This is a genomic window from Nocardiopsis sp. NPDC006198 (assembly GCF_040613895.1).
Taxonomy (GTDB): Bacteria; Actinomycetota; Actinomycetes; order Streptosporangiales; family Streptosporangiaceae; genus Nocardiopsis; species Nocardiopsis tropica.
This window is the reverse complement of the sequence record NZ_JBEXSY010000016.1, coordinates 1-24102: the sequence shown is the minus strand read 5'-3', so window position 1 is coordinate 24102 and position 24102 is coordinate 1. Positions and strand designations below refer to the sequence as shown.

24 protein-coding genes and 1 pseudogene are annotated in these 24102 nt (G+C 73.9%); 12 read left to right on the top strand and 13 right to left on the bottom strand.

Annotated features, from left to right (window positions below):
* Positions 1–91: 91 nt before the first annotated feature.
* A complete protein-coding gene (locus ABZ234_RS13555; protein WP_267949098.1) occupies positions 92–838 on the bottom strand; it encodes a GTP pyrophosphokinase family protein in 747 nt (248 codons plus the stop codon).
* Positions 839–911: 73 nt separating this feature from the next.
* Entirely contained in the window at positions 912–2414 is a 1503-nt protein-coding gene (locus ABZ234_RS13550; protein ID WP_355012211.1) for a carboxylesterase family protein, read from the bottom strand.
* 166 nt (positions 2415–2580) lie between these two features.
* Here ABZ234_RS13550 and ABZ234_RS13545 point away from each other — a divergent pair, with 166 nt between their 5' ends.
* On the top strand, positions 2581–3537 hold the full coding sequence (locus ABZ234_RS13545; RefSeq protein WP_355012210.1) for an NADPH:quinone oxidoreductase family protein: 957 nt from the start codon (positions 2581–2583) through the stop codon (positions 3535–3537).
* 179 nt (positions 3538–3716) lie between these two features.
* Here the strand turns inward: ABZ234_RS13545 and ABZ234_RS13540 are convergent, their stop codons facing one another.
* On the bottom strand, positions 3717–4010 hold the full coding sequence (locus ABZ234_RS13540; protein WP_267949095.1) for a GNAT family N-acetyltransferase: 294 nt from the start codon (positions 4008–4010) through the stop codon (positions 3717–3719).
* A 151-nt stretch (positions 4011–4161) separates the two neighbouring features.
* Between ABZ234_RS13540 and ABZ234_RS13535 the strand changes: the two genes are divergently transcribed.
* The 4 genes from ABZ234_RS13535 to ABZ234_RS13520 are packed head-to-tail and all read left to right on the top strand — an operon-like array spanning position 4162 to position 7925.
* The gene (locus ABZ234_RS13535) at positions 4162–4917 is read left to right on the top strand and encodes an SDR family oxidoreductase (RefSeq protein WP_267949094.1); all 756 of its coding nucleotides are present in this window, start codon (positions 4162–4164) and stop codon (positions 4915–4917) included.
* 1 nt (position 4918) lies between these two features.
* Positions 4919–5695, top strand: coding sequence for an SDR family oxidoreductase (locus ABZ234_RS13530; protein ID WP_267949093.1), 777 nt, complete (start codon positions 4919–4921; stop codon positions 5693–5695).
* On the top strand, positions 5692–6714 hold the full coding sequence (locus ABZ234_RS13525) for a phosphotransferase family protein (protein WP_267949092.1): 1023 nt from the start codon (positions 5692–5694) through the stop codon (positions 6712–6714). Before ABZ234_RS13530 ends, ABZ234_RS13525 begins: the two co-directional genes overlap by 4 nt.
* The gene (locus ABZ234_RS13520; RefSeq protein ID WP_355012209.1) at positions 6714–7925 is read left to right on the top strand and encodes an acyl-CoA dehydrogenase family protein; all 1212 of its coding nucleotides are present in this window, start codon (positions 6714–6716) and stop codon (positions 7923–7925) included. Before ABZ234_RS13525 ends, ABZ234_RS13520 begins: the two co-directional genes overlap by 1 nt.
* A gap of 216 nt (positions 7926–8141) precedes the next feature.
* On the opposite strand, the gene ABZ234_RS13515 is transcribed toward ABZ234_RS13520, so the two are convergent.
* The 3 genes from ABZ234_RS13515 to ABZ234_RS13505 all read right to left on the bottom strand — a co-directional run bounded on the left by ABZ234_RS13515 (position 8142) and on the right by ABZ234_RS13505 (position 10194).
* A complete protein-coding gene (locus tag ABZ234_RS13515; RefSeq protein WP_267949090.1) occupies positions 8142–8756 on the bottom strand; it encodes a TetR/AcrR family transcriptional regulator in 615 nt (204 codons plus the stop codon).
* Positions 8757–8860: 104 nt separating this feature from the next.
* Positions 8861–9166: a glyoxalase/bleomycin resistance/dioxygenase family protein gene (locus ABZ234_RS13510; RefSeq protein WP_267950328.1), complete on the bottom strand. Its 306-nt coding sequence runs from the start codon at positions 9164–9166 to the stop codon at positions 8861–8863.
* Between the two features lie 611 nt (positions 9167–9777).
* Positions 9778–10194 (bottom strand): VOC family protein, encoded by a 417-nt coding sequence (locus ABZ234_RS13505; protein WP_267949089.1) that lies wholly within the window; start codon positions 10192–10194, stop codon positions 9778–9780.
* Positions 10195–10271: 77 nt separating this feature from the next.
* On the opposite strand from ABZ234_RS13505, the gene ABZ234_RS13500 reads away from it, so the two are divergent.
* Together ABZ234_RS13500 and ABZ234_RS13495 are read left to right on the top strand one after the other, a co-directional pair.
* Positions 10272–10868, top strand: coding sequence for a TetR/AcrR family transcriptional regulator (locus tag ABZ234_RS13500; RefSeq protein WP_267949088.1), 597 nt, complete (start codon positions 10272–10274; stop codon positions 10866–10868).
* Positions 10869–10921: 53 nt separating this feature from the next.
* The gene (locus ABZ234_RS13495; RefSeq protein ID WP_267949087.1) at positions 10922–11449 is read left to right on the top strand and encodes a MarR family transcriptional regulator; all 528 of its coding nucleotides are present in this window, start codon (positions 10922–10924) and stop codon (positions 11447–11449) included.
* A 10-nt stretch (positions 11450–11459) separates the two neighbouring features.
* Here the strand turns inward: ABZ234_RS13495 and ABZ234_RS13490 are convergent, their stop codons facing one another.
* The 5 genes from ABZ234_RS13490 to ABZ234_RS13470 form a co-directional block, all read right to left on the bottom strand.
* Positions 11460–12242 (bottom strand): ABC transporter ATP-binding protein, encoded by a 783-nt coding sequence (locus tag ABZ234_RS13490; protein WP_355012208.1) that lies wholly within the window; start codon positions 12240–12242, stop codon positions 11460–11462.
* A complete protein-coding gene (locus ABZ234_RS13485) occupies positions 12239–13315 on the bottom strand; it encodes an iron chelate uptake ABC transporter family permease subunit (RefSeq protein ID WP_355012207.1) in 1077 nt (358 codons plus the stop codon). Before ABZ234_RS13485 ends, ABZ234_RS13490 begins: the two co-directional genes overlap by 4 nt.
* Positions 13312–14277 carry an iron chelate uptake ABC transporter family permease subunit gene (locus ABZ234_RS13480; RefSeq protein ID WP_344184089.1) on the bottom strand — a complete coding sequence of 322 codons (966 nt, stop codon included), beginning with the start codon at positions 14275–14277 and terminating at the stop codon, positions 13312–13314. The genes ABZ234_RS13485 and ABZ234_RS13480 overlap by 4 nt, the downstream gene beginning before the upstream one ends.
* 70 nt (positions 14278–14347) lie before the next feature.
* On the bottom strand, positions 14348–15388 hold the full coding sequence (locus ABZ234_RS13475; protein WP_267950326.1) for an iron-siderophore ABC transporter substrate-binding protein: 1041 nt from the start codon (positions 15386–15388) through the stop codon (positions 14348–14350).
* A gap of 254 nt (positions 15389–15642) precedes the next feature.
* Complete coding sequence (locus ABZ234_RS13470; RefSeq protein ID WP_355012206.1) at positions 15643–17325, bottom strand: alpha-glucosidase; 1683 nt, start codon at positions 17323–17325, stop codon at positions 15643–15645.
* Positions 17326–17499: 174 nt separating this feature from the next.
* On the opposite strand from ABZ234_RS13470, the gene ABZ234_RS13465 reads away from it, so the two are divergent.
* From ABZ234_RS13465 to ABZ234_RS13445, 5 genes are all read left to right on the top strand, one after another.
* The gene (locus ABZ234_RS13465) at positions 17500–18756 is read left to right on the top strand and encodes an MFS transporter (RefSeq protein WP_355012205.1); all 1257 of its coding nucleotides are present in this window, start codon (positions 17500–17502) and stop codon (positions 18754–18756) included.
* A gap of 216 nt (positions 18757–18972) precedes the next feature.
* Positions 18973–19755: an ABC transporter ATP-binding protein gene (locus tag ABZ234_RS13460; RefSeq protein ID WP_355012204.1), complete on the top strand. Its 783-nt coding sequence runs from the start codon at positions 18973–18975 to the stop codon at positions 19753–19755.
* Positions 19739–20593 carry an ABC transporter permease gene (locus ABZ234_RS13455; RefSeq protein ID WP_355012203.1) on the top strand — a complete coding sequence of 285 codons (855 nt, stop codon included), beginning with the start codon at positions 19739–19741 and terminating at the stop codon, positions 20591–20593. Before ABZ234_RS13460 ends, ABZ234_RS13455 begins: the two co-directional genes overlap by 17 nt.
* Positions 20590–21609: an ABC transporter substrate-binding protein gene (locus ABZ234_RS13450; protein WP_355012202.1), complete on the top strand. Its 1020-nt coding sequence runs from the start codon at positions 20590–20592 to the stop codon at positions 21607–21609. Before ABZ234_RS13455 ends, ABZ234_RS13450 begins: the two co-directional genes overlap by 4 nt.
* 151 nt (positions 21610–21760) lie before the next feature.
* Positions 21761–22567, top strand: coding sequence for a cyclase family protein (locus ABZ234_RS13445; protein WP_267949079.1), 807 nt, complete (start codon positions 21761–21763; stop codon positions 22565–22567).
* Positions 22568–22627: 60 nt separating this feature from the next.
* Here ABZ234_RS13445 and ABZ234_RS13440 read toward each other — a convergent pair whose 3' ends face one another.
* Both ABZ234_RS13440 and ABZ234_RS13435 read right to left on the bottom strand, forming a co-directional pair.
* Complete coding sequence (locus ABZ234_RS13440) at positions 22628–23845, bottom strand: PP2C family protein-serine/threonine phosphatase (protein ID WP_344184087.1); 1218 nt, start codon at positions 23843–23845, stop codon at positions 22628–22630.
* A gap of 116 nt (positions 23846–23961) precedes the next feature.
* Positions 23962–24102, bottom strand: a pseudogene (locus ABZ234_RS13435) (ATP-dependent Clp protease ATP-binding subunit ClpX); the annotation flags it as partial.

Below are 24102 nucleotides of genomic sequence, written 5' to 3'. Positions count from 1 at the left end.
CGGGCCGGGCGACCCGTCCGGCCCGGAACCGGGCGCGCCCGCGGGCGGGCGGTACCCGGGCCTCGCCGAGCCTCCGTGGACCGGGCGGCGCTCAGCCGCTCGCGCCGCGCACCCGGTCGCTCAGGGCGCGGAGCAGGTCCTCGGCCACCGGGAGCGCCCGCAGCTCCTCCGGGCCGGGAAGGCGGTCTTCGGTCCCGTCCCCGAGCTCGCGGACCTCGTTGTGCAGGCGCTCCATCGTGACGTCGAGCCGGTTGGCGGTCTCCGCCGCCTCCCTCAGCTCGTCGAGCAGGTCCCGGGGCACGTCCTTGGCGTACTTGTAGTAGATCTTGTGCTCCAGGCTCGCCCAGAAGTCCATCGCGATCGTGCGGATCTGGATCTCCACCGGGACCTGCTCGGTGCGGTCGGACATCCGCACCGGCGTCTCGACCAGCAGGTGCAGGCTGCGGTAGCCGTTGGCCTTGGGCGCCTCGACGTAGTCCTTGACCTCCGTCACCCGGATGTCCTCGTGCCCGGCCAGCATGTCCCGGATCGTGTACACGTCAGAGACGAAGCTGCAGGTGATGCGGATACCGGCGATGTCCAGGATGGTGGCCCGAATGTCCCCCAGGTCCAGCGAGCAGTTCCGGCGGCGCGCCTTCTCCATGATGCTGGCGGGCGACTTCAGCCGCGAGCTGACGTGCTCGATCGGGTTGTGGTCGTGGACGTAGCGGAACTCCTCGTTGAGGATGTTCACCTTCGCCATCGTGGTGTCGATGGCGAACTTGTACGACATCAGGAAGCGCGCCACGTCGTCGCGCGCCTCCGACAACGCCTTGGACACGTCGTCGTCCCCCACCATCGGCCACCCCCCGTGTCCCCGTAGCCTCATGCTAGCGCCAGGGTCGCAGTGGGCACGGGGCGCCCGGGCCCTCCTACCTGGGCGTGAGGGGGACCTCCGACCAGAGCGCGCGCAGGGGCTCCGCGTCCGCGGAGCTGAGCGCGTCCTCGACGTCCCACACCTTCACGGCGGTGGCGCCGGCGGTCACGGCGGGCCACCCGGGGTCTCCCGTGGCGGCGAAGTCGCGCCAGGCCGCCACCATGCGCCCGGACAGGGCCGTGTGGGCCTCGGTGGGCTTGCCGTCGAGGAGGAACAGCGCGAGGTCCGTGTCCAGGTTGCCGAACGCGAACGGCAGGTCCAGCGCGTGGCAGGCCCCCAGCCGGCCGCCCAGGGCGGGGCTCTCGAAGGCCAGCCGGAAGAGGTGCGCGCGTCCCCCGCCGGAGGCGTGCGCCTCGGCGAGGCGCACCGTGTACTCGCCGAACACGGCGTCGCCCTGGATGGCGGCGTACAGCAGGCGCGGGGAGGCCGCGGGGTCCGCCGCCCGGTAGGCGGCGACCGCGCCCTCCCCGAGCCCCAGGCGGGCCGCTGTCAGCTCGAGGGCCGCCTCGTCGTCGATCTCCACGCTCTGCCCCAGTTCGGTGAACAGCCGGTACTCGTGGGCGTTGTGGCCGGTGAGCAGGTCCACCCCGGCCGCCGCTCCGCCGGCGACCGCCTCCAGCGGGGGCAGGGGCAGCTCGGGCCCTCCGACGACGGGGGCGAAGCAGGTGAAGGCCTTGGCGCGCACGCCGCCGGAGGAGCCAGACGGGGCGGAGAGCACGGCGTCGACGGCCTCCAGCACCGCCTCCGGCGCGAGCGCGGCGAGGGCGTCGGCGTCCAGGGGCACCCCGGCGGCCCCGGCCACGCGCTCCGAGACCGAGCGGGCGGTGTCCGGGGTGATCATGTCTCCGGGGACGCTGTGCGCGATCGCCCGGCGGAAGAGCCCGTCGGCGACGGGGGAGGCCATGAGGCACACCACGGACCCGGCTCCGGCCGACTCCCCCGCGACCGTGACGTTGTCCGGGTCGCCGCCGAAGGCCGCGACGTTGTCGCGCACCCAGCGCAGCGCGGCCGCCTGGTCGAGCAGGCCCCGGTTGTCGGGGCGGCCCGGCACGTGGCCGAAGCCCTCGAAGCCGACCCGGTAGTTGACGCCGACGACCACGAGGCCGCTCTCGGCCAGTCCGGTGCCGTCGTAGGCGGCCTCGGAGGAGGCCCCGACGATGTACGCGCCGCCGTGGATCCACACGAGGACGGGCGCGCGGTCGCCCTCGCGCGCGGCGGACCACACGGTGAGCGAGAGGCAGTCCGGGGACATCCGCGCGTTCCAGGGCGCGGCGCCGAGGAGCTGGGCGCCCTGCGGGGGCGGCGGGCCGAAGGCGGTGCAGTCGCGGACGCCGTCCCAGGCGGGTGCGGGGGCGGGCGCCGAGAAGCGGAGGTCGCCGAACGGCGCCGCGGCGTAGGGGATGCCGCGGTGGACGGTGACCCCGCCGTTCTCGGATCGCTGGGAGACGGTGCCCCGGACCCGTCCGGCCCTCGTCCTCACTGTGTGCTCGGCGTCCACGTGCGTCCTTCCCTCGGTTCACGACACCCCCACCTAACAACGTTAGGTATAGGCGCGCAAGCCCCCCGACCCCACCCCTCCGCCTCCGGCGGGCCGGACGCCCCGCCCGCGCGGCGGCCGATAACATACCACCCGGTCGGTATGAGCACACGAACGAAGGGTCCCCATGCGCGCCATCCAGATCACCGAGTTCGGCGGCCCCGAGGTCCTCGAACTCGCGGAACTGCCCGACCCCGAGCCCGGCCCCGGCGAGGTGCTCGTCGACGTCACCCGCTCGGGCGTCAACTACGCCGACACCCACCAGGCGGAGAACAGCTACCTGTCACCCGCGTCCCTCCCCCTCGTGCCCGGCATGGAGATCGCCGGACTCACGCCGGACGGCCACAGGGTCGTCGCCCTGTCCTCCAGCGGCGGCTACGCCGAGCGGGCCACCGCGGCCCCCGGCATGAGCTTCGAGATCCCCGACGAGGTGACCGACGACGACGCCCTCGCCCTGGTCGTCCAGGGCGCCACCGCGTGGGTCCTGCTGAGCAAGACGGCGCGGCTGGACCCCGGCGAGTCGGTCGTGGTGCACGCGGCGGGCGGGGGCGTGGGCACGCTCGCCGTCCAGCTCGCCAAGCGGTTCGGAGCGGGGCGGGTCGTCGCGGTGGCGAGCAGCGGGGAGAAGCGCGAACTGGCGCTGCAGCTGGGCGCGGACGCCGTCGTGGACTCCTCGGCGCCGGACATGACCGAGGCCCTGATCGAGGCCAACGGCGGACGCCGGGTGGACGTCGTGCTGGACATGGTCGGCGGCCGGGTGACGGACGAGAGCGTGCGGGCCCTCGCCCCGTTCGGCCGCCTGGCGTTCTACGGGATGGCCTCCCGGGAGCTGCCCAGCCCGGTCCAGCCGGCCAACCTGATGAAGTACTCCACCACGGTGGGCGGCATGTGGCTGCCCCACGTGTGGCGGCTGCCCGGCGAGGTCATGGGAACGGCGATGGCGGAGCTCTTCTCCCTGGTGGCCGCAGGGAACCTGAAGCCGGTGCTCGGCGGGACCTATCCGCTCGCCGAGGCCCGCCGGGCGCACGAGGCGCTGCGGTCCAGGGGCACGATCGGCAAGCTCACCCTCGACCCCCGGGCGTGATCCCCCCGACTGGACAGGGGGCGAGCACGGCCTTTACGTCGTAGATTCTCTATTGCGGCCGGGACCGGCGCGTTCGGCCGCCACCGCGGCGGGACCCGCGGGGCCACAGGTCCCGCGGGGCCGGCGCCGGCGCCCGGGCGCGGGGGCCGGCGCGGCCGACGGCCGCGCCCTCGGCCGGCCTACTCGGACGGGGACCGGTAGACCAGGTCGGCGTACTCGCGGTGCCGCTGGATCCAGCCCTTGACGAACGGGCACAGCGGCAGGACCGCCAGGCCCCGCGAGCGCACGTCGTCCAGCGCGCCGCGGACCAGGGCGCCGCCCAGCCCCCGCCCCTCGAAGGCGGGGTCGATCTCGGTGTGGGTGAAGGTGACCAGCTCGCCGGTGAGGATGTACTCGGCGTACCCGGCGGTCTCGCCGTCGGCGGTGATCTCGTATCGGCGCTGGTCCGGTCGGTCGGCGACGTCGGTCGTCATGGGGAGTCCTCTGTCTGTGGCTCGGAGGCGGGGGACGGTGGCCCGCGCCGCCATTGTCCCGCTTCCGCGCCGCTCGCGCCCCTTGCGGCACGCGCCTCCGGGGACATAGAGTCTCCGTTGCATACCGACCAGTCGGTTTAAGGAGAACGTGATGACTTCCCGGTTCAGCGGCCGGACCGCCATCGTCACCGGCGCGAGCCGCGGCATCGGCCTGGCCGTCGCCCGGCGACTCGTCGACGAGGGCGCGCGCGTGTGCGTCACCGCGCGCAAGCCCCAACCCCTCCAGGAGGCCGTCGAGGCCCTGGGCGGACCCGGGCACGCCATCGGCGTGCCCGGTCGGGCGGACGACCCGCGCCACCAGGACGAGGCCGTCGCCGCGACCCTGGAGGCCTTCGGCAGCGTCGACATGTTCGTCAACAACACCGGCATCAACCCGGTGTACGGGCGGATGGTGGACCTGGACCTGGACGCCGCCCGCAAGATCTTCGAGGTCAACGCCCTGTCCGCGATCTCGTGGGTGCAGAAGGCGTACAAGGCCTGGATGGCCGAGCACGGAGGGGCGATCGTCAACGTCTCCTCGGTCGCCGGACTCAAGCCGGCCCCCGGCATCGGCTTCTACGGGGCCACCAAGGCGATGCTCCTGCACATCACGGAGGAGCTCGCCGTCGAACTCGGCCCCGGCGTCCGCGTGAACGGGGTCGCCCCGGCCGTGGTCAAGACCAGGTTCGCCGCCGCCCTGTACGAGGGACGCGAGGAGAAGCTCGCCGCCGAGTACCCCCTGGGCCGCCTCGGCGTGCCCGAGGACGTCGCGGGCGCGGTCGCGTTCCTGCTCTCGGACGACGCCTCCTGGATCACCGGCCGCACGCTCGTCCTCGACGGCGGCGTCACCCTGACCGGGGGCGTGTGACATGGACCTGACCGACAGCGGGGCGGTCGTCACCGGCGCGGGCAACGGCATCGGCGCCGCCATCGCGCGCAGGCTGGCCGGGGCCGGGGCGCGCGTGGTGGTCAACGACATCGACGCGGGTGCGGCCGAGGCCGTGGCCGCGGAGATCGGCGGGGTCGCGGTCCCGGGCGACGCCGCGAGCGAGGCTGGCGTGACCGCGCTCATCGCCGAGGCCGGGGCCCACCTGGGCGCCATCGACCTGTACGCCGCCAACGCGGGGGTGGGGGTGGCCGGGGGCCCCGAGGCCTCCGAACAGGACTGGGACCTGGCCTGGCAGGTCAACGTCATGGCGCACGTGCGCGCCGCGCGGGAGCTGGTGCCCGGCTGGCTGGAGCGGGGCAGCGGACGCTTCCTGTCCACCGTCTCGGCGGCCGGCCTGCTCACGATGCTGGGCAGCGCGCCGTACTCGGTGACCAAGCACGCCGCCCTGTCCTTCGGCGAATGGCTGTCGGCCACCTACGGGGACCGCGGGATCACCGTCCAGTGCGTCTGCCCGCTCGGGGTGCGCACGAACCTGCTGGAGGCGTCCGGGGACACCGGCAAGGCCATCCTGGCGGCGGAGGCCATCACCCCGGAGGAGGTCGCGGACGCCGTGATGGCCGGCCTGGCCGACAGGCGGTTCCTGATCCTGCCCCACCCCCGGGTCGCCGACCACTACGCCGCCAGGGCGAACGACACCGACCGCTGGCTCGCGGGGATGCGCCGCCTCCAGGCCAAGGTCTTCGAGGGGAACGCATGAGCGACGAACGAACCGGCCTGCCGGGGCTGGACCTGGACCGCCTGCGCGCCCACCTGGACGCCGCACGGCCGGGGCTGGTCACGGGACCGCTGCGCGGAAGGGTGGTCGCGGGGGGCAGGTCCAACCTGACCTACGTGGTCCGCGACGGGACCGGCGAATGGGTCGTGCGCCGGCCCCCGCTCGGGCACGTGCTGGCGACCGCCCACGACATGTCCCGCGAGTACCGGGTGATGACCGCACTGCGGGACACCGGGGTACCGGTCCCCCGCACCCACCTCCTGTGCGAGGACCCGGAGGTGCTGGGCGCGCCCTTCTACGTCATGGAGTACGTGGGGGGAACGCCCTTCCGGACCCGGGACGAGATCGCGCCGCTGGGGCCGGGCACCGCCCGCAGGGTCGCCGAGGAGCTCATCGCCACCCTCGGCGTGCTGCACGCGGTGGTGCCCGAGGAGGTCGGGCTGAGCGGCTTCGGCCGCCCGGAGGGGTTCCTGGAGCGCCAGGTGCGCAGATGGGGCAAGCAGTGGGAGGCCTCGCGCAGCCGGGACGTCCCGGGGATCGACGAACTGCGCGCGAAGCTGGCCGCGACCCTCCCCGAGCCGTCGGCCCCCGCCGTCGTGCACGGCGACTACCGGCTCGACAACGTGCTGGCGACCCCGGAGGGGCGCATCACCGCGGTGCTGGACTGGGAGATGGCCACGCTCGGCGACCCGCTCGTGGACCTGGGCCTGATGCTCGTGTACCAGCAGCAGCCCGTCGGGATCGGCGGGGTCCCGGCGACGTCCGCCGAGGGGTTCCCCCCGCCGGAGGAGCTGGTGGCGATGTACGCGGCCACGACCGGCCGTGACGTGTCCCGGCTCGCGTGGTACGTGGCCCTGGGCTGCTTCAAGCTCGCCGTCATCGCCGAGGGCATCCACTTCCGGCACGGCAAGGGACTGACCGTCGGCGCGGGCTTCGACCGGATCGGCGACGTGGTCGCCCCCCTGGTGGAGCGCGCCCACACGATGCTCGAGGAGGACTGATGGACTTCGCCTACGACGAGGGGACCGAGGAGCTTCGCCAGAGGCTGCTGGCCTTCATGGACGAACACGTCTACCCGGCCGAGGCGGTGCTGGAGGAACAGCTCGCCGCGCGGGAGGACCGGTGGTCGACCGCGCCGGTGGTGCGCGAGCTCCAGGCTCGGGCGCGCGAACAGGGGCTGTGGAACCTGTTCCTGGCCGGACACCCGGAGCACGGCGGGCTGGACAACCTCCGGTACGCGCCGCTGGCCGAGATCACCGGCCGCAGCCCGAGGCTGGCGCCCGCCGCGCTCAACTGCGCGGCGCCCGACACCGGGAACATGGAGGTGCTGACGATGTTCGGCACCCCCGAGCAGAAGAAGCGCTGGCTGGAGCCCCTGCTGGCCGCGGACATCCGCTCGGCGTTCGCGATGACCGAGCCGGAGGTGGCCTCCTCCGACGCCACCAACATCACCACCAGCATTGTCCGTGACGGTGACGAGTACGTGGTCAACGGGCGCAAGTGGTTCATCACCGGCGCGCTCAACCCCGAGTGCGCGGTCTTCATCGTGATGGGCAAGACCGACCCCGACGCCGACCGGCACCGCCAGCAGAGCATGGTGCTGGTGCCGCGCGACACCCCGGGGCTGACGGTGCGGCGCGGCATGTCCGTGTACGGCTTCGACGACAGCGACCACGGCGGCCACGCGGAGGTCCTGTTCGAGGACGTGCGGGTGCCCGCGGAGAACCTCGTCGGCGGGGAGGGCGAGGGGTTCGCCATCGCCCAGGCCCGGCTGGGCCCCGGCCGCATCCACCACTGCATGCGGCTCATCGGCATGGCCGAACGGGCCCTGGAGCTCACCTGCCGGCGCGTGCTGGACCGCGTGGCGTTCGGGCGGCCCCTGGCGGAGCAGGGCGTGGTCCGCGAGTGGATCGCCGAGGCGCGCGTGTCGATCGAGCAGCTGCGGCTGCTGGTGCTCAAGACCGCCTACCTGATGGACACGGTCGGCAACCGCGGCGCGCACACCGAGATCCAGGCGATCAAGATCGCCACCCCGCGCACGGTGGAGTGGATCATGGACAAGGCGATCCAGGCGCACGGGGCCGCCGGGGTGAGCCAGGACCTGCCGCTGGCCGACTGGATGGCGGGTGTGCGCTCCCTGCGGCTGGCCGACGGCCCCGACGAGGTGCACCTGCGCTCGCTGGGCCGGGCCGAGCTGCGCAAGTACCGCTAGCGCGACGGAAGGCCCGGGACAGGCACGGCCCGGGTGCCCGCGGCGCCCCGGAGGTCGCTGTGCGTGTGCCCTCGTTCCCCGGGAACGCGCACGGCGGCCGGGGGCTCCCGCGCCGTCGGACACCCGGGCACGGGGCGGGGGCCGGAGGAGCACGGCCCGCGGCGCCCCGCGGGCGCCGCGGGCTCCCCCGTCGCCGGGTCCCGGGCCCCGGCGTCCTCAGGACGCCGGGCGCAGCCCCGCGACGAGCAGGTCGGCGAAGTGGCGGCCGACGTCCTCGCCGGTCAGCGGCCCGCCCGGGTGGTACCAGGTGCTCAGGTGGTGGACCGACCCGAAGAAGTAGTTGACCACCAGGTCCGCGGAGACGTCGTCGCGGAAGACGCCCTCGCTCTGCCCCTGGGCCACCATGTCGCGGAAGACCTCGTGGTAGCCGCGCCGTTCGGCGCGCACGGCGCGCTGCTTCTCCTCGCTGAGCTGGTGCATGGAGCGGAAGAAGATGACGGTGTCGTCCAGGTTGGCGATGCTGGTGACGATGACGTCGGCCGCGGCCGCGTGGACGCGTTCGGCCACCGGCGCCTCCCGCCCGGCGATCCGGACCAGGTGCTCGGTCTGCATGCGCAGGACCCGGGCGTAGACCTCGTAGAGGAGGTCGTCCTTGGACCCGAAGTAGTGGTACATCGCCCCCTTGGTGACGCCCGCGGCGACGACCACCTCCTGGACGGAGGTCCCCTCGTAGCCCCGCTCGGCGAACAGCCTGGTCGCCGCCCCCAGCAGCCTCTCGGGAACGGACCCGGTGCCCGTTCCCGGATCGACCGCCTGCTGTGCTCGCGCCATGTCCTGCCTCACTTCGTGCCCCCGCCGTCCTGAGGACGCCCGTCGGCCAAGCATACCGACCGGCTGGTACCTTGCGTACACGCCGGGGCGCCCCGCCCGGCCCCTCAGACGGCGACCACGTCCACCGCGCGGCCGTCGGGGTCGGTGAGCGTGTGGCGGCCGGGCTCCAGGGGAGGCGTCGCGAGGCGGCCGTTCACGGTGAACCCCAGGCGGACGGCGCCCGTGGAGCGCTCGGCCGTCGCCGGGTAGATCTCGAACACCACTCCGTCGGCCAGCACGGCCGCGTGGTGCACGGCCCCCCGGCCGTGCTGTTCGCGGAGGAAGCCCAGACCGAGAGCGGTGTAGAAGGACCGGCACTCCTCCGCGCGGTCGGTGTAGATGACCACGAGGGTGGACCTGGGGGTGGCCACCGGTCCCGTGGGACGCCTGTGGTCCGGCCCCGGGGCCGGACCCGCCGCACCGCCCAGGGGCGGCACCGCCGACAGCCCGCCCTCCAGGATCTCCCGCGCGCGTGCGTACTTGGCGCGCAGCCGGTCCGCCTGCTCCGCGGGCAGCGCGGCCAGACGGCCCTCGTCGGAGTTGTGGCGGTTGTCGGCGAGCTTGACCAGGCGCCCCAGGGGGTCGGCCGCGGCCCGTCGGACCAGGTCCCCGTAGGACTCCCCCGGTCTCCGGCTCACCGCCTCCACCGCCCGGACGACCACCTCGGGACAGCCGCGTCCGCGCAGGTCGTCGGCGGTGACGGGGGTGTCCTCCAGGACGTCGTGCAGGACCCCGGCCATCTGGGCGTGCACCCCGTGGGGGGCCAGCAGGTCGCGGACCGCGAACACGTGTTCGCTGTAGGGGCGCCCGGCGCGGTCCACCTGCCCGGCGTGGACGGACCACGCCAGTCTCGAGGCCTGGTCCAGTGTCATCTCCACGGTGTGCGCCCCCTGTCCCGTCGGCATTGCCACCGACCCGACCGTACCCCCGCGAGGGGCGCCCGACCAGACCCGTCCGGGCCCCTCCCGCGCGGCGGGCCCCGTCAGGAGTCGGTGTAGTTCTCCTCGTAGCCGCCCGTGGGCGGGACGGGCGTGATGACGTCGACGAGCACCCCGGAGGGGTCGGCCACGATGAAGTGCCGCTGCCCGAAGTCCTCGGTGCGGATCCCCAGCTCGGGGCGGAGTCCGCCGCGTACGACGAGGCGCTCCCACTCCGCGTCGACGTCCGCCACCTCGAAGTTGAGCAGCACGCCCTGCGCCGGCCGGCGGTAGCCCTCCGGGACGGTGGGGTGGCGGTGGTCGAGCAGTGCCAGCTCGCGGTCGGGCGGCCCGGGGCGGCGCAGGCTGACGTACCAGTCGGCCGCGAAGGTCTCCTCGAAGCCGAACAGGTCCACGTAGAAGTCCCTGGCCTCCTGGATCCGGGTGGTGCCGATGACCGGGTAGAAACCGCTGAGCTCCATGACTCCGCCTTTCACATACCGTTGGTATGTGAAGTACGCTATTCGCGTACCTTCGGTATGTCAACAGGTGGGGGAACATGACCGCGGAGACCGGGAGCCGGGCCAGGCAGCGCGAGCGCACCAGGAGGGCCCTCCTGCGCGAGGGGCGCCGGCTGTTCGCCGAGCACGGGTACGCAGGCGTGGGACTGAGCGGGATCGTGGCGGCGGCCGACGTCACCAAGGGCGCCCTCTACCACCACTTCGAGGGCAAGCCGGACCTCTTCCGCGCCGTCCTGGAGGAGGTCCAGGGCGAGGTCGCCGACGCCGTGGCGGCCGCCGCGGACGCCCGGCGGGACCCGTGGGACCAGCTGACCGCGGGCTGCCGGGCCTTCCTCACCGCGAGCACGGCTCCGGACGTGCGGCGGATCATGCTGGTGGACGGGCCGGCCGTGCTCGGGTGGAGCACCTGGCGCTCCCTGGACGAGGCCGGGTCCGCGCGGCACCTCCGGGAGGCGCTCACCGGCCTCGTCCGGGCGGGGGTCCTGCGCCCCCAGCCGGTGCCGCCCCTGGCCCACCTGCTCTCCGGGGCCATGAACGAGGCCGCGCTGTGGCTGGCCGGGAGCGGGGACCCCGGCGACCTGGACGACGTCTGGGCCGCGTTCTCGGGGATGCTGGAGTCCCTGCGCTCGCCGTGACCCGGGCCGCTTCCGAGGACGCCCGGGCACGTCCGGGCGCTATCGTGGCTGCCATGGCGGAGAGCACCGGGGCGGCGGACACGGACGGGGACGAGGGGTTCCGGGACGACTTCGTCCGCGGGTTCTCGGAGTACTGGCAGTCGCAGGGCCGCCCCAGGACCGAGGGGCGCATCGTGGGCTACCTGCTCCTCGCCGACCGCGAGGCGGTGAGCGCCGAGGAGATCGCCGACGGCGCCCGGGTCAGCCGGGGCTCGGTGTCCCAGTCCGTGCGCCGCCTGCGCGAGATGGGCTTCGTCGAGATGGTCGGCGCGCCGGACAGCCGCTCACGGCTGGTCGCCATGGACGAGGACGTGTGGGGCGGGTTCCTGCGCAACGAGCGCTCCTACCTGCGCCGGCAGAGGGACCTCGCGGCGTCCGCGCTGGAGCGGCTCCCCTCCCTGAGCCCGCCCGCGCGCAACCGCCTGCGCAACATGCACGACTACATGAGCTGGCTGGACGACTACCACGACACCCTCCTGTCCCACTGGGAGGAGTTCAAGGCCGGGCGGGACCGGGGGGAGGCGGACGGGGGCGGCGCCTGAGGGCGCCGCCTCAGGAGCGCTCGTGCGGGATGACCAGCGGCGTGCTGGTGCGCGGGTCGGGCACCACGTCGCAGGGCAGCCCGAACACCTCCTCCACCAGTTCCGCGGTCACGACCTGTCCGGGCGGGCCGTCCGCGACGACCCTCCCCCCGTCCATGAGGACCAGGCGGGTCGCGAACCGGGCGGCCTGGGCCAGGTCGTGCAGGACCGCGACGATCGTGCGCCCCTGGCGGTGCAGGTCGGCGAACAGCTCCAGCAGGTCGTACTGGTGCGCGATGTCCAGGAACGTGGTCGGCTCGTCCAGCAGCAGGACGCCGGTGTCCTGCGCCAGGACCATCGCCACCCACGCGCGCTGCCGCTGGCCGCCGGAGAGCGATCCGACCTGGGTGTCGGCCAGGCCGGCCAGCCCGGTGAGCTCCAGTGCCCGGGAGATCGCCGTCTCGTCCCGGGGGCTCCACTGCCGCACCAGCGTGTGGTGGGGGAAGCGCCCGCGAGCGGCGAGGGCGCGCACGGTGATGCCCTCCGGCGCGACGGGGCTCTGCGGCAGGAGCGCCATCCGGCGGGCGACCGCCTTGGCGCGCAGTCCCCGGATGTCCTGGCCGTTGAGGAGCACCCGGCCCGACATCGGCTTGTTCACCCGGCCCAGCGCCTTGAGCAGCGTCGACTTGCCGCACCCGTTGGGGCCGACGATGACGGTGAACTCCCCCTCGGCCACACCGAGGTCCAGGTCGCGCACGACCGGATCGGCCCCGTACCCCAGCGTGAGGCCCTCCGCGGACAGTACCGGACTCACAGCACACCCTTTCGCCATTCACGAACCAGCAGGTAGCCCAGGTAGACGCCCCCGAACCCCATGGTGAAGATCCCGACCGGCAGTCCGTCGCCCACCGGCGACTGCTGCACGGCCAGGTCGGCCGCCACCAGCAGGAGCGCGCCGACCAGGGCCGACAGCGCGAGGTTGGGGCCGGGGGCCCCGCTGAGCCTGCGGGCGATCTGCGGGGCGGTCAAGGACACGAACGCGATCGGTCCGGCGACGCTCACGGCGGCGGCCGAGAGCACCACCGACAGGACGACCGCCCCGGTCCGGGTCGCGGAGGCGCGCGCGCCGAGGGCGTCGGCCAGCTCGTCGCCCATCTCGTTGACGGTGACGGGTCCCGCCAGCGCCGCCGCGAAGGGCAGTGCCAGGAGCAGGACCGCCCAGATGGTCCAGGCGTGCTCCCACGCCCTGGCTCCCAGGCTGCCGTTGACGTAGGCGGAGAGGACACCGGCCTGGTCGCGGGCCATCACGGACACCACGAAGTGCGTGAACGCCTGGGCCATCGCGGCCACGCCGATCCCGGCGACGATGAGGCGCCCCGGGTGGCGCAGCCCGGTTCCGGTGGCCGCGGCCACCACGGCCATGGCCAGGGCAGCTCCCGCGAGGGCGCCCATCGGCACGGGGACGACGCCGGGCAGGACGAGGGCGGCGAAGGCGGCCCCCGCCCCGGCCCCCGCCCCGAGGCCGATGACGTCCGGGCTGCCCAGCGGGTTGCGGGTGACGGACTGGAAGAGCGCGCCGGCCAGGCCGAGCGCGGCCCCGGTGCCCACGGCGACGGCCAGGCGGGGGCCGCGCAGCCGTCCGAGGACGAACTCCTCGGTGGCCTCGCCCGCGCCCGTGACCACGGCGGGCAGGCGGGTGAGGGGGATGCCGAGCCTGCCCATGGCGAGGGTGGCCGCCGCGGCGGCGGCCACGAGCACCAGGAGGAGGACCGCGCACAGCACGGAGCGCGGGTGGACGGGCAGGGCGACCGGCCCGAGCGTGAGCACGGGCGGGGCGGCCCCGCGCGGCGGCCGCGGCCGCCGCGTCCGGGTGGTGGACCGGGTCATGAGGCGCTCCGCATCTTCCTGACCGCGTACAGCAGGACGGGGGCGCCGACGAACGCGGTGACCACGCCGACCATCAGCTCCGTGGGGCGGACGATCGTGCGGCCGACGACGTCGGCGGCCAGCAGCAGGGTGGGTCCGACCAGCAGGGCGAAGGGCACCTGGACGCGGAAGTCCACGCCGACCAGGGCCCGCACCACGTGGGGGACGGCGAGGCCGACGAAGGCGATGGGGCCCGCCGCCGCGGTGGCCCCCGCGGCGAGCACGGCGCCCGCGACCAGCCCCGCCGAGCGGATCCACACGGTGTTCGCCCCGGTGGCGATCGCCGCCTCCTCCCCCAGGGCCAGGGCGTTGAGGCCGCCCGCGACGAGGAACGCCAGCAGGACGCCGACGCCGATGACGGGCAGCACGGACAGGACGACGTCGTAGCCGCGTCCGCCCAGGGAGCCGACGACCCAGTAGCGGTAGCTGTCGAAGGTCTCGGGCATGCTCAGCGCCACCGCCTGGACGTAGGCGTTGAGCACGGCGGAGACCACCGCTCCGGCCAGGACGAGGCGCACCAGCCCGCCGTCGCCGCCCCGGCTGCCCACGGTGTAGGCGGCCAGTCCGGCGGCGAGGGCGCCGGGCAGCGCCCACCAGACCGTGCCGGCGACGGAGGTGGGGCCGAGCAGCGCGGTGGCGGTGACCACCGCGGCGGCGGCGCCCGCGTTGACGCCCAGGAGGCCCGGGTCGGCGAGGGGGTTGCGTGTGATGCCCTGCATGAGGGTGCCCGCCAGGGCGAGGGCCGCCCCGGCGACGATGCCGAGGAGGGTACGGGGGTAGCGGCTCTCCACCACGGTGGTGGTGAAGGGGTCCGCCCCGCCCGTCAGCACCTGCCACACCTCCGTGGGGGAGGTGGGCTTGCTGCCCATGACGAGGCTGAGGAGGACCGCCCCGGCGAGGGCCGCGGCGCCCGCGCCGAGCATGAGCACGGCGCGGGCGGGGCCCGGGCGGGACGGAGCCGTGAGTGTCTTCACGTTCGCCCTGTCGGTGGGATCAGCTGTCGGCGTTGGCCGCGGCCTCTTCGATCATGGGCACGTAGCGCTCGATGACCCAGGGGACGGTGAGCGGGTTGATGATCGAGGACGCGGTGACGAAGGAGGTGTCCTCGGCGGCGACCACGGCTCCGCTCTCGACGGCGGGGATCGCCGCGTAGAGGTCCTGCGCCTCGATCTCGGCGCGCGTCTCGTCGTCGGTGTAGAACGTGAAGAGCAGGTCGCTGTCGGCGAGCTGGTCGGCGTTCTCCAGGCCGATGATGGCGGAGTCGGTGCCCTCGGTCTCGGGGAAGGTCTCGACGACGGGGTCGACGGTCAGGCCCAGGCCGCGCACCATGGCGACGCGCTGCTCGTCGGGGAGGAAGACGCCGAGCGTGCCGGGGCCGTCGGTGTAGACGTAGGAGAAGGTGAGGTCGGCGAACTGCTCGTTGGCCGCGGCCGCCTCCTCGAACTGGGTCTCGATGTCCCCGATGAGGCCCTGCGCCTCTTCGGGCTGCCCCAGCGCCTCGCCGATGATCTCGATCTGCTGGTCCCAGTCGGTGCTCCAGGGGAGCTCGGGGTAGGCGACCGTGGGGGCGATGTCGCTCAGGATGTCGTACTGCTCCTGGGTGACGCCGGACCAGGGGGCGAGGATGACGTCGGGGGCCAGCTCGATGATCGCCTCGAAGTCGATGTCGTCGGCGCCGGCGAACTGCTCGGGCAGCTCCTCGCCGGACTCGGTGACGGCCTCGTGGATCCAGGGGAGGTACCCGGTGTCGTCGCTGCCCCACTCGTAGCTCTCGACGCCGACCGGGACGACGCCCAGGGCGATGGCGGTCTCCGCCGAGCCCTGCCCGAGGGTGACGACGCGCTCGGGCTGCTCGGGGATCTCGGCGGTGCCGAGGGCGCTCTCGATGCTGACCGGGAACGCGCCGCCCGCCGTGCCGCCGCTCTCGCCGCCGCTCCCGCCGGTGTCCTCCTCGGCGCCGCCGCAGGCCGTGAGGCCGAGGGCGAGGAGGGCGGTGAGTCCGATGCCGCTGGCGCGGTGGAAGGTGGAGGCCATGCTCACACTGCTTTCTTCGTCATGAGGGTGGCCGCGTCGTACCCGGCGGGCCCGTTCCGCGCAGGGGCTATCGGCCCCGAGGGGAAACACGGAGGACGAAACGGGAGAACCCCGACAGAACGAAGGTTAGTCTAACCTCACTTCCCACGGATTTCAAAAATTCTGAACCCGCCGGACGGACTCCGCCCCAGGTCAGGCGTCGCAGGAGCACGCCCCGGCCCGGGGTCCGGACCCCGGGCCGGCGGGCAGGAGGGTCAGGACCTCCCCAGGTGGACGCGGGCCTCCCAGGGACGCAGGGGCGCGAACAGCCCGTCCTCCTCGGGGTAGTTGCCGATCAGCCGTTCGGGATCGCGCCCGGCGACCTTGGGGTCCAGGTCCAGCGGAGCCGTGTCGGCGCCCCAGTTCACCAGTACCGTCAGCACCCGGTCGTCCAGGGTCCGGGTGTAGGCGTACACCGCGGGGTCCTCCTCCGCCAGGGGCTCGAACCGGCCGTGCACGATCACCGGGTGCTCCTTGCGCAGCGCGATCAGGCGCCGGTAGTAGTGGAACACCGAGCCCTGGTCGGCGACGGCCGCCTCCGCGTTGATCTCGACGTGGTTGGGGTTGACCCCGATCCACGGCGTACCGGTGGTGAACCCGGCGTTGGGCGAGGCGTCCCACTGCATGGGTGTGCGCGCGTTGTCCCGGCTCATCCGGGCGATGCCCGCCATGGCGGCGTCCGCGTCCACCCTGCCGCCCTCCACCGCGGCGCGGTGGTAGTTGAGGGTCTCCACGTCCCGGTAGTCGCCGATGTCGGCGAGGTGGGCGTTGGTCATCCCCAGCTCCTCGCCCTGGTAGACGTACGGCGTCCCCTTCATCATGTGCAGGGTCGTGGCCAGGGCGGTCGCCGACTCGACCCGGTACCGCTCGTCCCCGAAGCGCGACACCGCCCGGGGCTGGTCGTGGTTGTTCCAGTACAGGCTGTTCCAGCCGGTCCCGCCCAGGCCCTCCTGCCAGCGGTTGAGGGAGCGCTTGAGATCGCGCAGGTCCAGGGGGCGCGGGTCGAACTTGCCGCCGGGCCCGTGGTCGAGTTCCACATGCTCGAACTGGAACACCATGTCGAGCTCGCGGTTGGCGGGGTCGGTGTGCACGCGGGCCTGCGCCACGTCCACCCCGGGCATCTCGCCGACGGTGAGCACGTCCCTGCCCGCGAAGACCTCCCTGTGCATCTCGTGCAGGAACTCGTGCAGGCGGGGGCCGTTCACGGCGTACTCGGCGAAGGACCCGTGCCCGTGCTCCCCCGGGACCGGGCCGTCGGGCATCTGCCGCGTCTTGGAGACGAAGTTGATCACGTCCATGCGGAACCCGTCGGCGCCCCGGTCCAGCCACCAGCGCGCCACGTCGTGGACGGCCTCGCGCACCCGTGGGTTCTCCCAGTTCAGATCGGGCTGGCGCCGGGTGAACAGGTGCAGGTAGTACTCGCCGGCGGCCTCGTCCCGGGTCCAGGCGGGGCCGGAGAACACCGAGCCCCAGTTGTTGGGCGGCCCGCCGTCGCGCCCGGGCCTCCAGAAGTAGAAGTCGCGCTTGTCGGGGTCCCCCGCGCGGGAGGCGGTGAACCACGGGTGCTCGTCGCTGGTGTGGTTGACGACCAGGTCCATCACCAGGCGCATCCCGCGCTCGTGCAGCCCGTCGCGCAGCCGGTCCCAGTCCTCCAGGGTGCCGAACCGGGGGTGGATGTCCCGGTAGTCGCTGATGTCGTACCCGTTGTCGTCCCACGGCGAGGGGTAGACGGGTGAGAGCCACACGACGTCGACGCCCAGGAGTTTCAGGTAGTCGAGCCTGGCGATGACGCCGGGCAGGTCGCCGACCCCGTCGCCGTCGCTGTCGTGGAAGCTGCTCGGATAGATCTGGTAGACGACGCTGGACTTCCACCAGTCGGCGCTCTGCTCCAGGGGCATAGGGGTCCTCTCCTCCGCGGCCGCGTGTGAGCCAAGTTACTGGAGCGCCCCGGGCCGGGACAGTTTTCCTCGATCCTCTTCCCGATTCCCGCAAGATCCCCGCCAACTGGTCTGGACCGGTAGGGTGGCGAACCGCTCGGACGAACCGGGTCCGATCGAAGGAAAGCGGGAAATATGGGGCGCGGCGCACTGTCGGAGCAGGTCGAAGGCGCGTGGCGGGCGGGCGGCGGACGGAAGCTGTGGTCGCAGAACTTCTCCCTGTTCTTCTCCGCCCGCGTCGTGGCCAAGCTCGGCGACGGGATGCTGCCCGTCGCCCTGTCGGCCGGGCTGATCGCGCACGGACACGGGGCCGGCGGGATCGGCCTCGCGATGGCGTCCTTCTCCGCGTGCTTCGTGGCCTTCGTGGTCTTCGGCGGAGTGCTGTCCGACCGCTGGGGGGCTCGCCGGCTGATGATCGCGGCCGACCTGGTGCGCGTGGCGACCCAGGGCACGGTGGCGGTCCTCTTCCTGACCGGGCACGTGGTGCTGTGGCAGATCTGCGTGATCGGCGCCGTGAACGGGATCGCCGCAGGCGCGTTCCAGCCGGGCGTGGGCTCGGTGATCCCGCGGGTGTCCGGGGACGTGCACGGGGCGAACGCGGTCATCCGCACCGCCGAGGCCCTCGCCATGCTGCTGGGCCCGGCCGTGGCCGGGCTGCTGGTGGCCCTGTTCTCCGCCGCCGGCGTCCTGGCCGTCCACGCGGGCGCCTACGCGGTGGGGGCGGTCCTGCTGGGGCTCGTCCGACTGCCCGGGACGGTCAGACGGCGGGGCCAGGGGCCCGGCTACGCCGCCGACCTGGCGGAGGGGTGGCGCGAGTTCCGCAGCCGCACCTGGATGTGGTCGGTGATCCTGTTGTGGATGGTGCTGATGGTGAGCATGTGGGGACCTCAGGTCCCCCTGACCGCGAGTGAGATCATCACCGGCCACGGCGCCCAGGCGTTCGGACTCGTCAGTTCCGCCCTGGGCGGCGGCACGGCCCTGGGCGGCCTGGTGGCGATGCGGGTGCGGCCGCGGTTCCCCCTCCGGGCGGGCACTCTCGCGCTGTTCGGCGCCGGAGCGTTCTCCGTCAGCGTCGGGCTGGGCCTCCCGGCGTCCGCGCTGGCCCTGGGTGCGGCGGTCAGCGGCGCGATGATGGGCTTCTGGGGCGTCATGTGGAGCACCAGCGTGCAGACCCACACCCCCCGTCCGGTCCTCGGCCGGATCCACTCCTACGAGATGGCGGGCTCCCTGGCGATGATGCCCGTGGGACAGGCCCTGGCGGGACCGGCCGCGGAGCTCTTCGGGGCGCGGCCCCTCCTGCTCGTCGGCGGGGCGGCCACCCTCGTGGTGGGCCTGGTGCTGCTCATGGTGCGCCCCGTCCGGAACCTCCGCGCCGTCCCGGCGCGGCACTGACACCGTCCGCGGCCGAGCCGGCGCCGACCGCCCCGGGCCGCCCGGGCACCATGCCTGACCTGCACAGGCCCTGATCCACCGCCGCCCCTACAGCCCCCCGTGCGTCGACGCGGTGGCCGGACCCGCCCAAATAGTCTATATTTCCTACTGCTTTAGTCGGAAGATGGCGCCGCGCACCCGCCGGCCACGACACCGCGCAACGAGAGAGGAGTCCCGATGGGCGCAGAACCGCTCCTGTCCGTCGACGGGGTCGCGATCGGGTACCCGGGCCCGGGCGGCCGCGTACCGGCGGTCGCCGGCGCCGACTTCACCGTCGGCCACGGCGAGACCGTGATGCTGATCGGCCGTTCCGGCTGCGGGAAGTCCACCGTCCTCAAGGCCGTCGCCGGCTTCCTCACCCCCTCCGCCGGGCGGATCTCCTTCCACGGCGCGGAGGTGGAGGGCCCCGCCCCGGACCGGGCCGTGGTCTTCCAGGAACTGGACCAGCTCTTCCCCTGGCGCACCGTCCTCGGCAACGTCGCCTACGCGCTGCGCGCGACCGGCACGCCGCGCGACGAGGCGCGCGCACGGGCCACGGCCCAGCTGGAGCTGATGGGGCTCGGACACGCCCTGGACCGCCACCCCCACCAGCTCTCGGGAGGCATGAAGCAGCGCGTCGCGATCGCCCGCGCGTTCGCCCTGGAACCCCGCATGCTGCTGATGGACGAACCCTTCGGCGCCCTCGACGCCCAGACGCGCGGCCGCCTCCAGGCGGAGCTGGCCGGACTGGCCCGGCGCACCCGCGTGAGCATCCTCTTCGTCACCCACAGCATCGACGAGGCCGTGCTGCTCGGCGACCGGGTGGTGGTGCTGGGCGGGCGCCCCTCGTCCGTCGTGGAGACCCTCGACGTCGCCGGCCTGGACAGCCCGGACACCGAGGGGTTCACCGCGGCGCACCGCCGCCTGCGCGCGCTGCTCTCCGACGACAGGGAGGAGGCCGGCCGTGCCGTCCTCGACTGAGACCGCGCCGCCCGCCGACGCCGGCGCAGGGGGCCGGCGGTCGGACGTCCCCTGGTCGCGGCTTCCCGTCGGCCTGCGCAGGAGCGTCCTCCTGGTGGCGCTGCTCGGGGTGTGGCAGCTGTACGTGGTCGCCGCCGGCGTCAGTCCGCTCGTCTTCGCGGGGCCCTGGGACGTGGCCGCCGCGTTCGCGGAGGGGTGGGGCGGCGGCGCCCTGGTGGGCCCCACCCTCACCACCCTGCGGATCCTCGGCCTGGGGATGCTCATCGGCACGGCGCTGGCCGTCGTGCTGACCGCCCTCGCGGTCGCCACGCGCTTCGGCGACGACCTGCTGACGCTGCTCACCGCGATGGTCAACCCCCTGCCGTCGGTGGCGATCCTGCCCCTGGCCATGCTGTGGTTCGGCCTCGACGAGACCGCCCTGGTGTTCGTGGTGGCCAACGCCGTCCTGTGGCCGATGGCGGTCAACATCGGCATGGGCTTCCGCACCGTCCCGGCCACCACGCTCATGGTCGGCCGCAGCCTCGGCCTGCGCTCGTGGCGGCTGATCCGGGACGTGCACCTGCCCGCGGCCCTGCCGCACACCGTCGCCGGGGTCAGGACGGGCTGGGCGTTCGGCTGGCGCACCGTCATCGCCGCCGAGCTGGTCTTCGGGGTCGCGGGCGCGCAGGGAGGGCTCGGGTTCTTCATCAACGAGGCCCGCTTCCACCTGGACATCCCGGACGTCTTCGCGGGCCTGGTGACCATCGCGCTGATCGGGATCGCGCTGGACCTGCTGTTCACACTGCTGGAGCGGCGGACCGTCGTCCGCTGGGGCATGAAAGAGGGAGCCGCCCTGTGACCGCCATCCGTACACCACGGCCCCCCGGACGCCGCGACGTGCTCCGCGGCGGCCTCGGCCTGCTCGCGGGCGCCGCCGTCGTGGGCGCCGCGGGGTGCTCCGACGGCTCCGGGGCCTCGGACGGGTCCGGCACGGTGGCGATCGCCACCGGATACGGGCTCAGCTACGCGTCGCTGACCGTCGTCGAGGCCAGGGGGTGGCTGGCGGAGGCGCTGCCCGACCGCACCGTCGAGTGGCAGGTGCTGAGCGGGGGCTCGGCGAGCCGGGACGGCATGCTCGCGGGCAGCCTCCAGGCGGGCACCGGCGGCCTGGCGCCCTTCCTCCAGGCACGCGACAGCGGCGTCCCGTGGAAGGTCGTCACCGGCCTGAACAACATGCCGCTGTGGATGGTCACCACGGACGACCGCATCCGGAGCCTGTCCGACATCACCGGCGCCGACCGCATCTCCTCGCCCCAACCGGGCTCGATCCAGTCGATCGTGCTGGCGCACGCCGCCCGGGAGGAGTTCGGCGACCCGGACCGGTTCACCGGCAACCTGGTGGCCATGCCCCACCCCGACGCACTCCAGGCCCTGCTCAGCGGACAGATCGCGGCGGCGGTCACCGCTCCGCCGTTCCAGTACCAGGCCGAGGCCGAGGGCGCGCGGGTGCTCCTCGACAGCTACGAGGTCCTCGGCGGTCCGCACGGCTTCAACGTGGTCACCGCCATGGAGGACTACGCGGAGGAGAATCCCGACGTCGTCGAGGCCCTGCACGCCTGCGTGGAACGCGCCAACGAGCTGATCACCGGGGACCCCGAGGCGGCCGCCCGCATCCTGTCCGAGGCCGAGAACGGGGCGGTCACGGCGGAGGAGTACCTGGAGCACCTGGGCCGGGACGGCATCGAGTACACGACCGCGCCACAGGGCCTGGAGAGGATCGGCTCGTTCATGGCCGAGATCGGCGCCATCGGCACCGCCCCGGAGAGCTGGGGCGACCTGGTGTTCGACACCGTCGCCGCCGAGGACGGCAGCTGACGCGGGGCCCGCGCGGGGCTCCGCGCGGTTCCACCGCCCGCCGACCGCCGCGCCCGGTAGCGTGTCGGAGCCCGTCCACAGGGGGCCGCGCACAGGTTGTCCCGGTCCCCGCCCGGGCATACGGCAGAGGACACGACACGAAAGGGACCCCATGTGCCTCCACGGAACCGGTGAGACCGTCCGCGCGCGGAACGGCCTGTCCGACTCCGCCCCGGCCGGCCCCCCGCCCCCGCCGCCCGGCCCCCTTCCGTGGCCCCGGGCCTTCCACCGGGTGGCCGACCTGAGCCACGTGATCTCGCCGACGATGGCCGGGTGGGACGACGTGAAACCCGTGCGGGAGACGGTCTCCGAGGCCGCCCCCGAGGGGGAGTTCGGCCTCTACGTGCAGCAGTGGACGTTCGGTGAGCACACGGGGACGCACCTGGACGCCCCCGGGCACGTGATCGGCGGCGGCCGCCTGGTCCCCGACATCCGGCCGGAGGAGCTGGTCGCGCCCGCCGCCGTCATCGACGTCAGGGCCCGCGCCGCGGAGGATCCGGACACCACGGTCACGGTGGACGACGTCCTGGCGTTCGAGCGGGCGCACGGGGAGATCCCGGCCGGGGCGGCGGTGCTGATGAACTCGGGGTGGAGCGCCCGCTGGGCGCGGGGGGACGAGGCGGTGCGCGGGGTGGCGGCCGACGGCTCGTGGCACTTCCCCGGCTTCGGCGCGGAGGCGTGCGAGTTCCTGGTCGCCCGGAGGCGGGTCGCCGGGGTGGGGGTCGACACGCTGAGCACCGACCCGGGTCGCTCCACGGACTTCGCCGCGCACGAGGTGCTCGGCCGCGCCGACCGGTGGGGGCTGGAGTCGCTGACAGGGCTGGACCGGCTGCCGCCGACCGGAGCCCTGCTCAGCATCGGGGTGATGCCGGGGCTGGACGCCTCCGGCGGGCCGAGCCGGGTGCTGGCCCTGTGGTGACGACGACCGCGGCCCGCCGCCCCCGGCGCGGCGGCGCGGCCGGGCCCACGGGGCGGTTCCTCAGCACCCCCGGGAGCGCGGCGCCCCGCGGCCGTCCGGGTGCCATTCCAGCAGCATGATGGTGGCGTCGTCGGTGAAGCTGCCGCGCTGGTGCTCGTGGATGGCGTGGATGAGGCGCCGCAGGGTCTCGGGGGCGGGCTCGTCGGCGGAGGCCGCACGGATGACGAAGTCCGCGAACTGCTCGAGGCCGAACATCCGCCCCTCGCTGTCGTGGGCCTCGGTCACGCCGTCGGTGTAGAGCAGCACCTGGTCTCCGGGTTCGAGCCGGACGCGGTGGACGGTGCGCGCCTCGGCCCCGCCCAGGACGCCGCCGAGGCCGAGGGGCACCTCCGGTTCCCGGTCCAGGGCCCCGGGCACCAGGCGGCGGTCCCGGATGAGCAGGGGCGTGGGGTGGGCGCAGTTGGCCCAGGAGAACATCCCGTCGGCCAGCTCCAGGGTGGCGAAGACACCCGTGCAGAAGCGTTCGGGAAGCCACTGGAGCAGGGCCTTCTCCACACTCGCGGTGAGCTCGGCGAGGTCGGCCCCGTTGCGCCTGGCGCTGCGGGCCCCGGCCATGGCCACCGACGCGGTCAGGCCGGAGGCCAGGTCGTGGCCCATCGCGTCGAGGATGACGGCGTGCAGGGTGTCCTTCGTGATCGAGTGGTCGAAGGCGTCGCCGCCGAGCTCGTAGGCGGGTTCGAGGACGGCGGTGGACACCCCCCGCGTGGTGCCGAGCGTGCGCGGCGGCAGGAAGGCGCGCAGCATCTCGGTGCGCAGCTGCACCGGCCGCGTGCGGGTGTGGCGGACGTAGGTGTCGCTGTAGGCGCGTTTGGAGGTGACCACCAGGGCCAGGAGGGAGGCCAGCGTCTGGCAGCGGCGCAGGGTGGGCTCGTCCAGGGACTCCGTCCTGACGTGCAGGACGCCCATGCGGTCGGCGCCGTCGCGCAGGGGGAGCCACAGGCTCAGTTCGCCGTCGCCCCCCTCGTCCAGCCGCAGCGTGTCGGAGCGGTAGGCCTCTCCCGCCTCGGTGGAGTCGACGCCGAGCGGGGGGCCGCCGGTGAGGGGGAAGAGGAGGTTCTGCTGGATGTCGACCACGTGGACGGTGACCGCCGTGAGGCCGATGGCCTGGCCGTAGCGCTCGGCCGCCTCCAGGACCTCGATCGGCCCGCAGCCGTGCACGGACCTGACCAGCTCCTCGAACAGGAGCTCGCCCTCACCGATCGGGGACCCGTCGACCATGCGCCCACCTCCCCCGCAAGTCTCACACCGGGGGGCGCGCTCGGGGCGGCACGAAGGCCGCGTGTCCCCCGGGACACGCTCCTGCCGTCCGCCCCACGGAGCGGGGACCGCCGGGGTCAGGCCGAGCGGTCGCGGCGCCGCCTGTTCTGCTCGGTGCGGATGCGCGGCACGATCGTGGGGTTCACGTTGTCGATCACCGTCTCCCGACTGATGATCACCTGCCCCACATCCTCACGCGAAGGCACCTCATACATCAC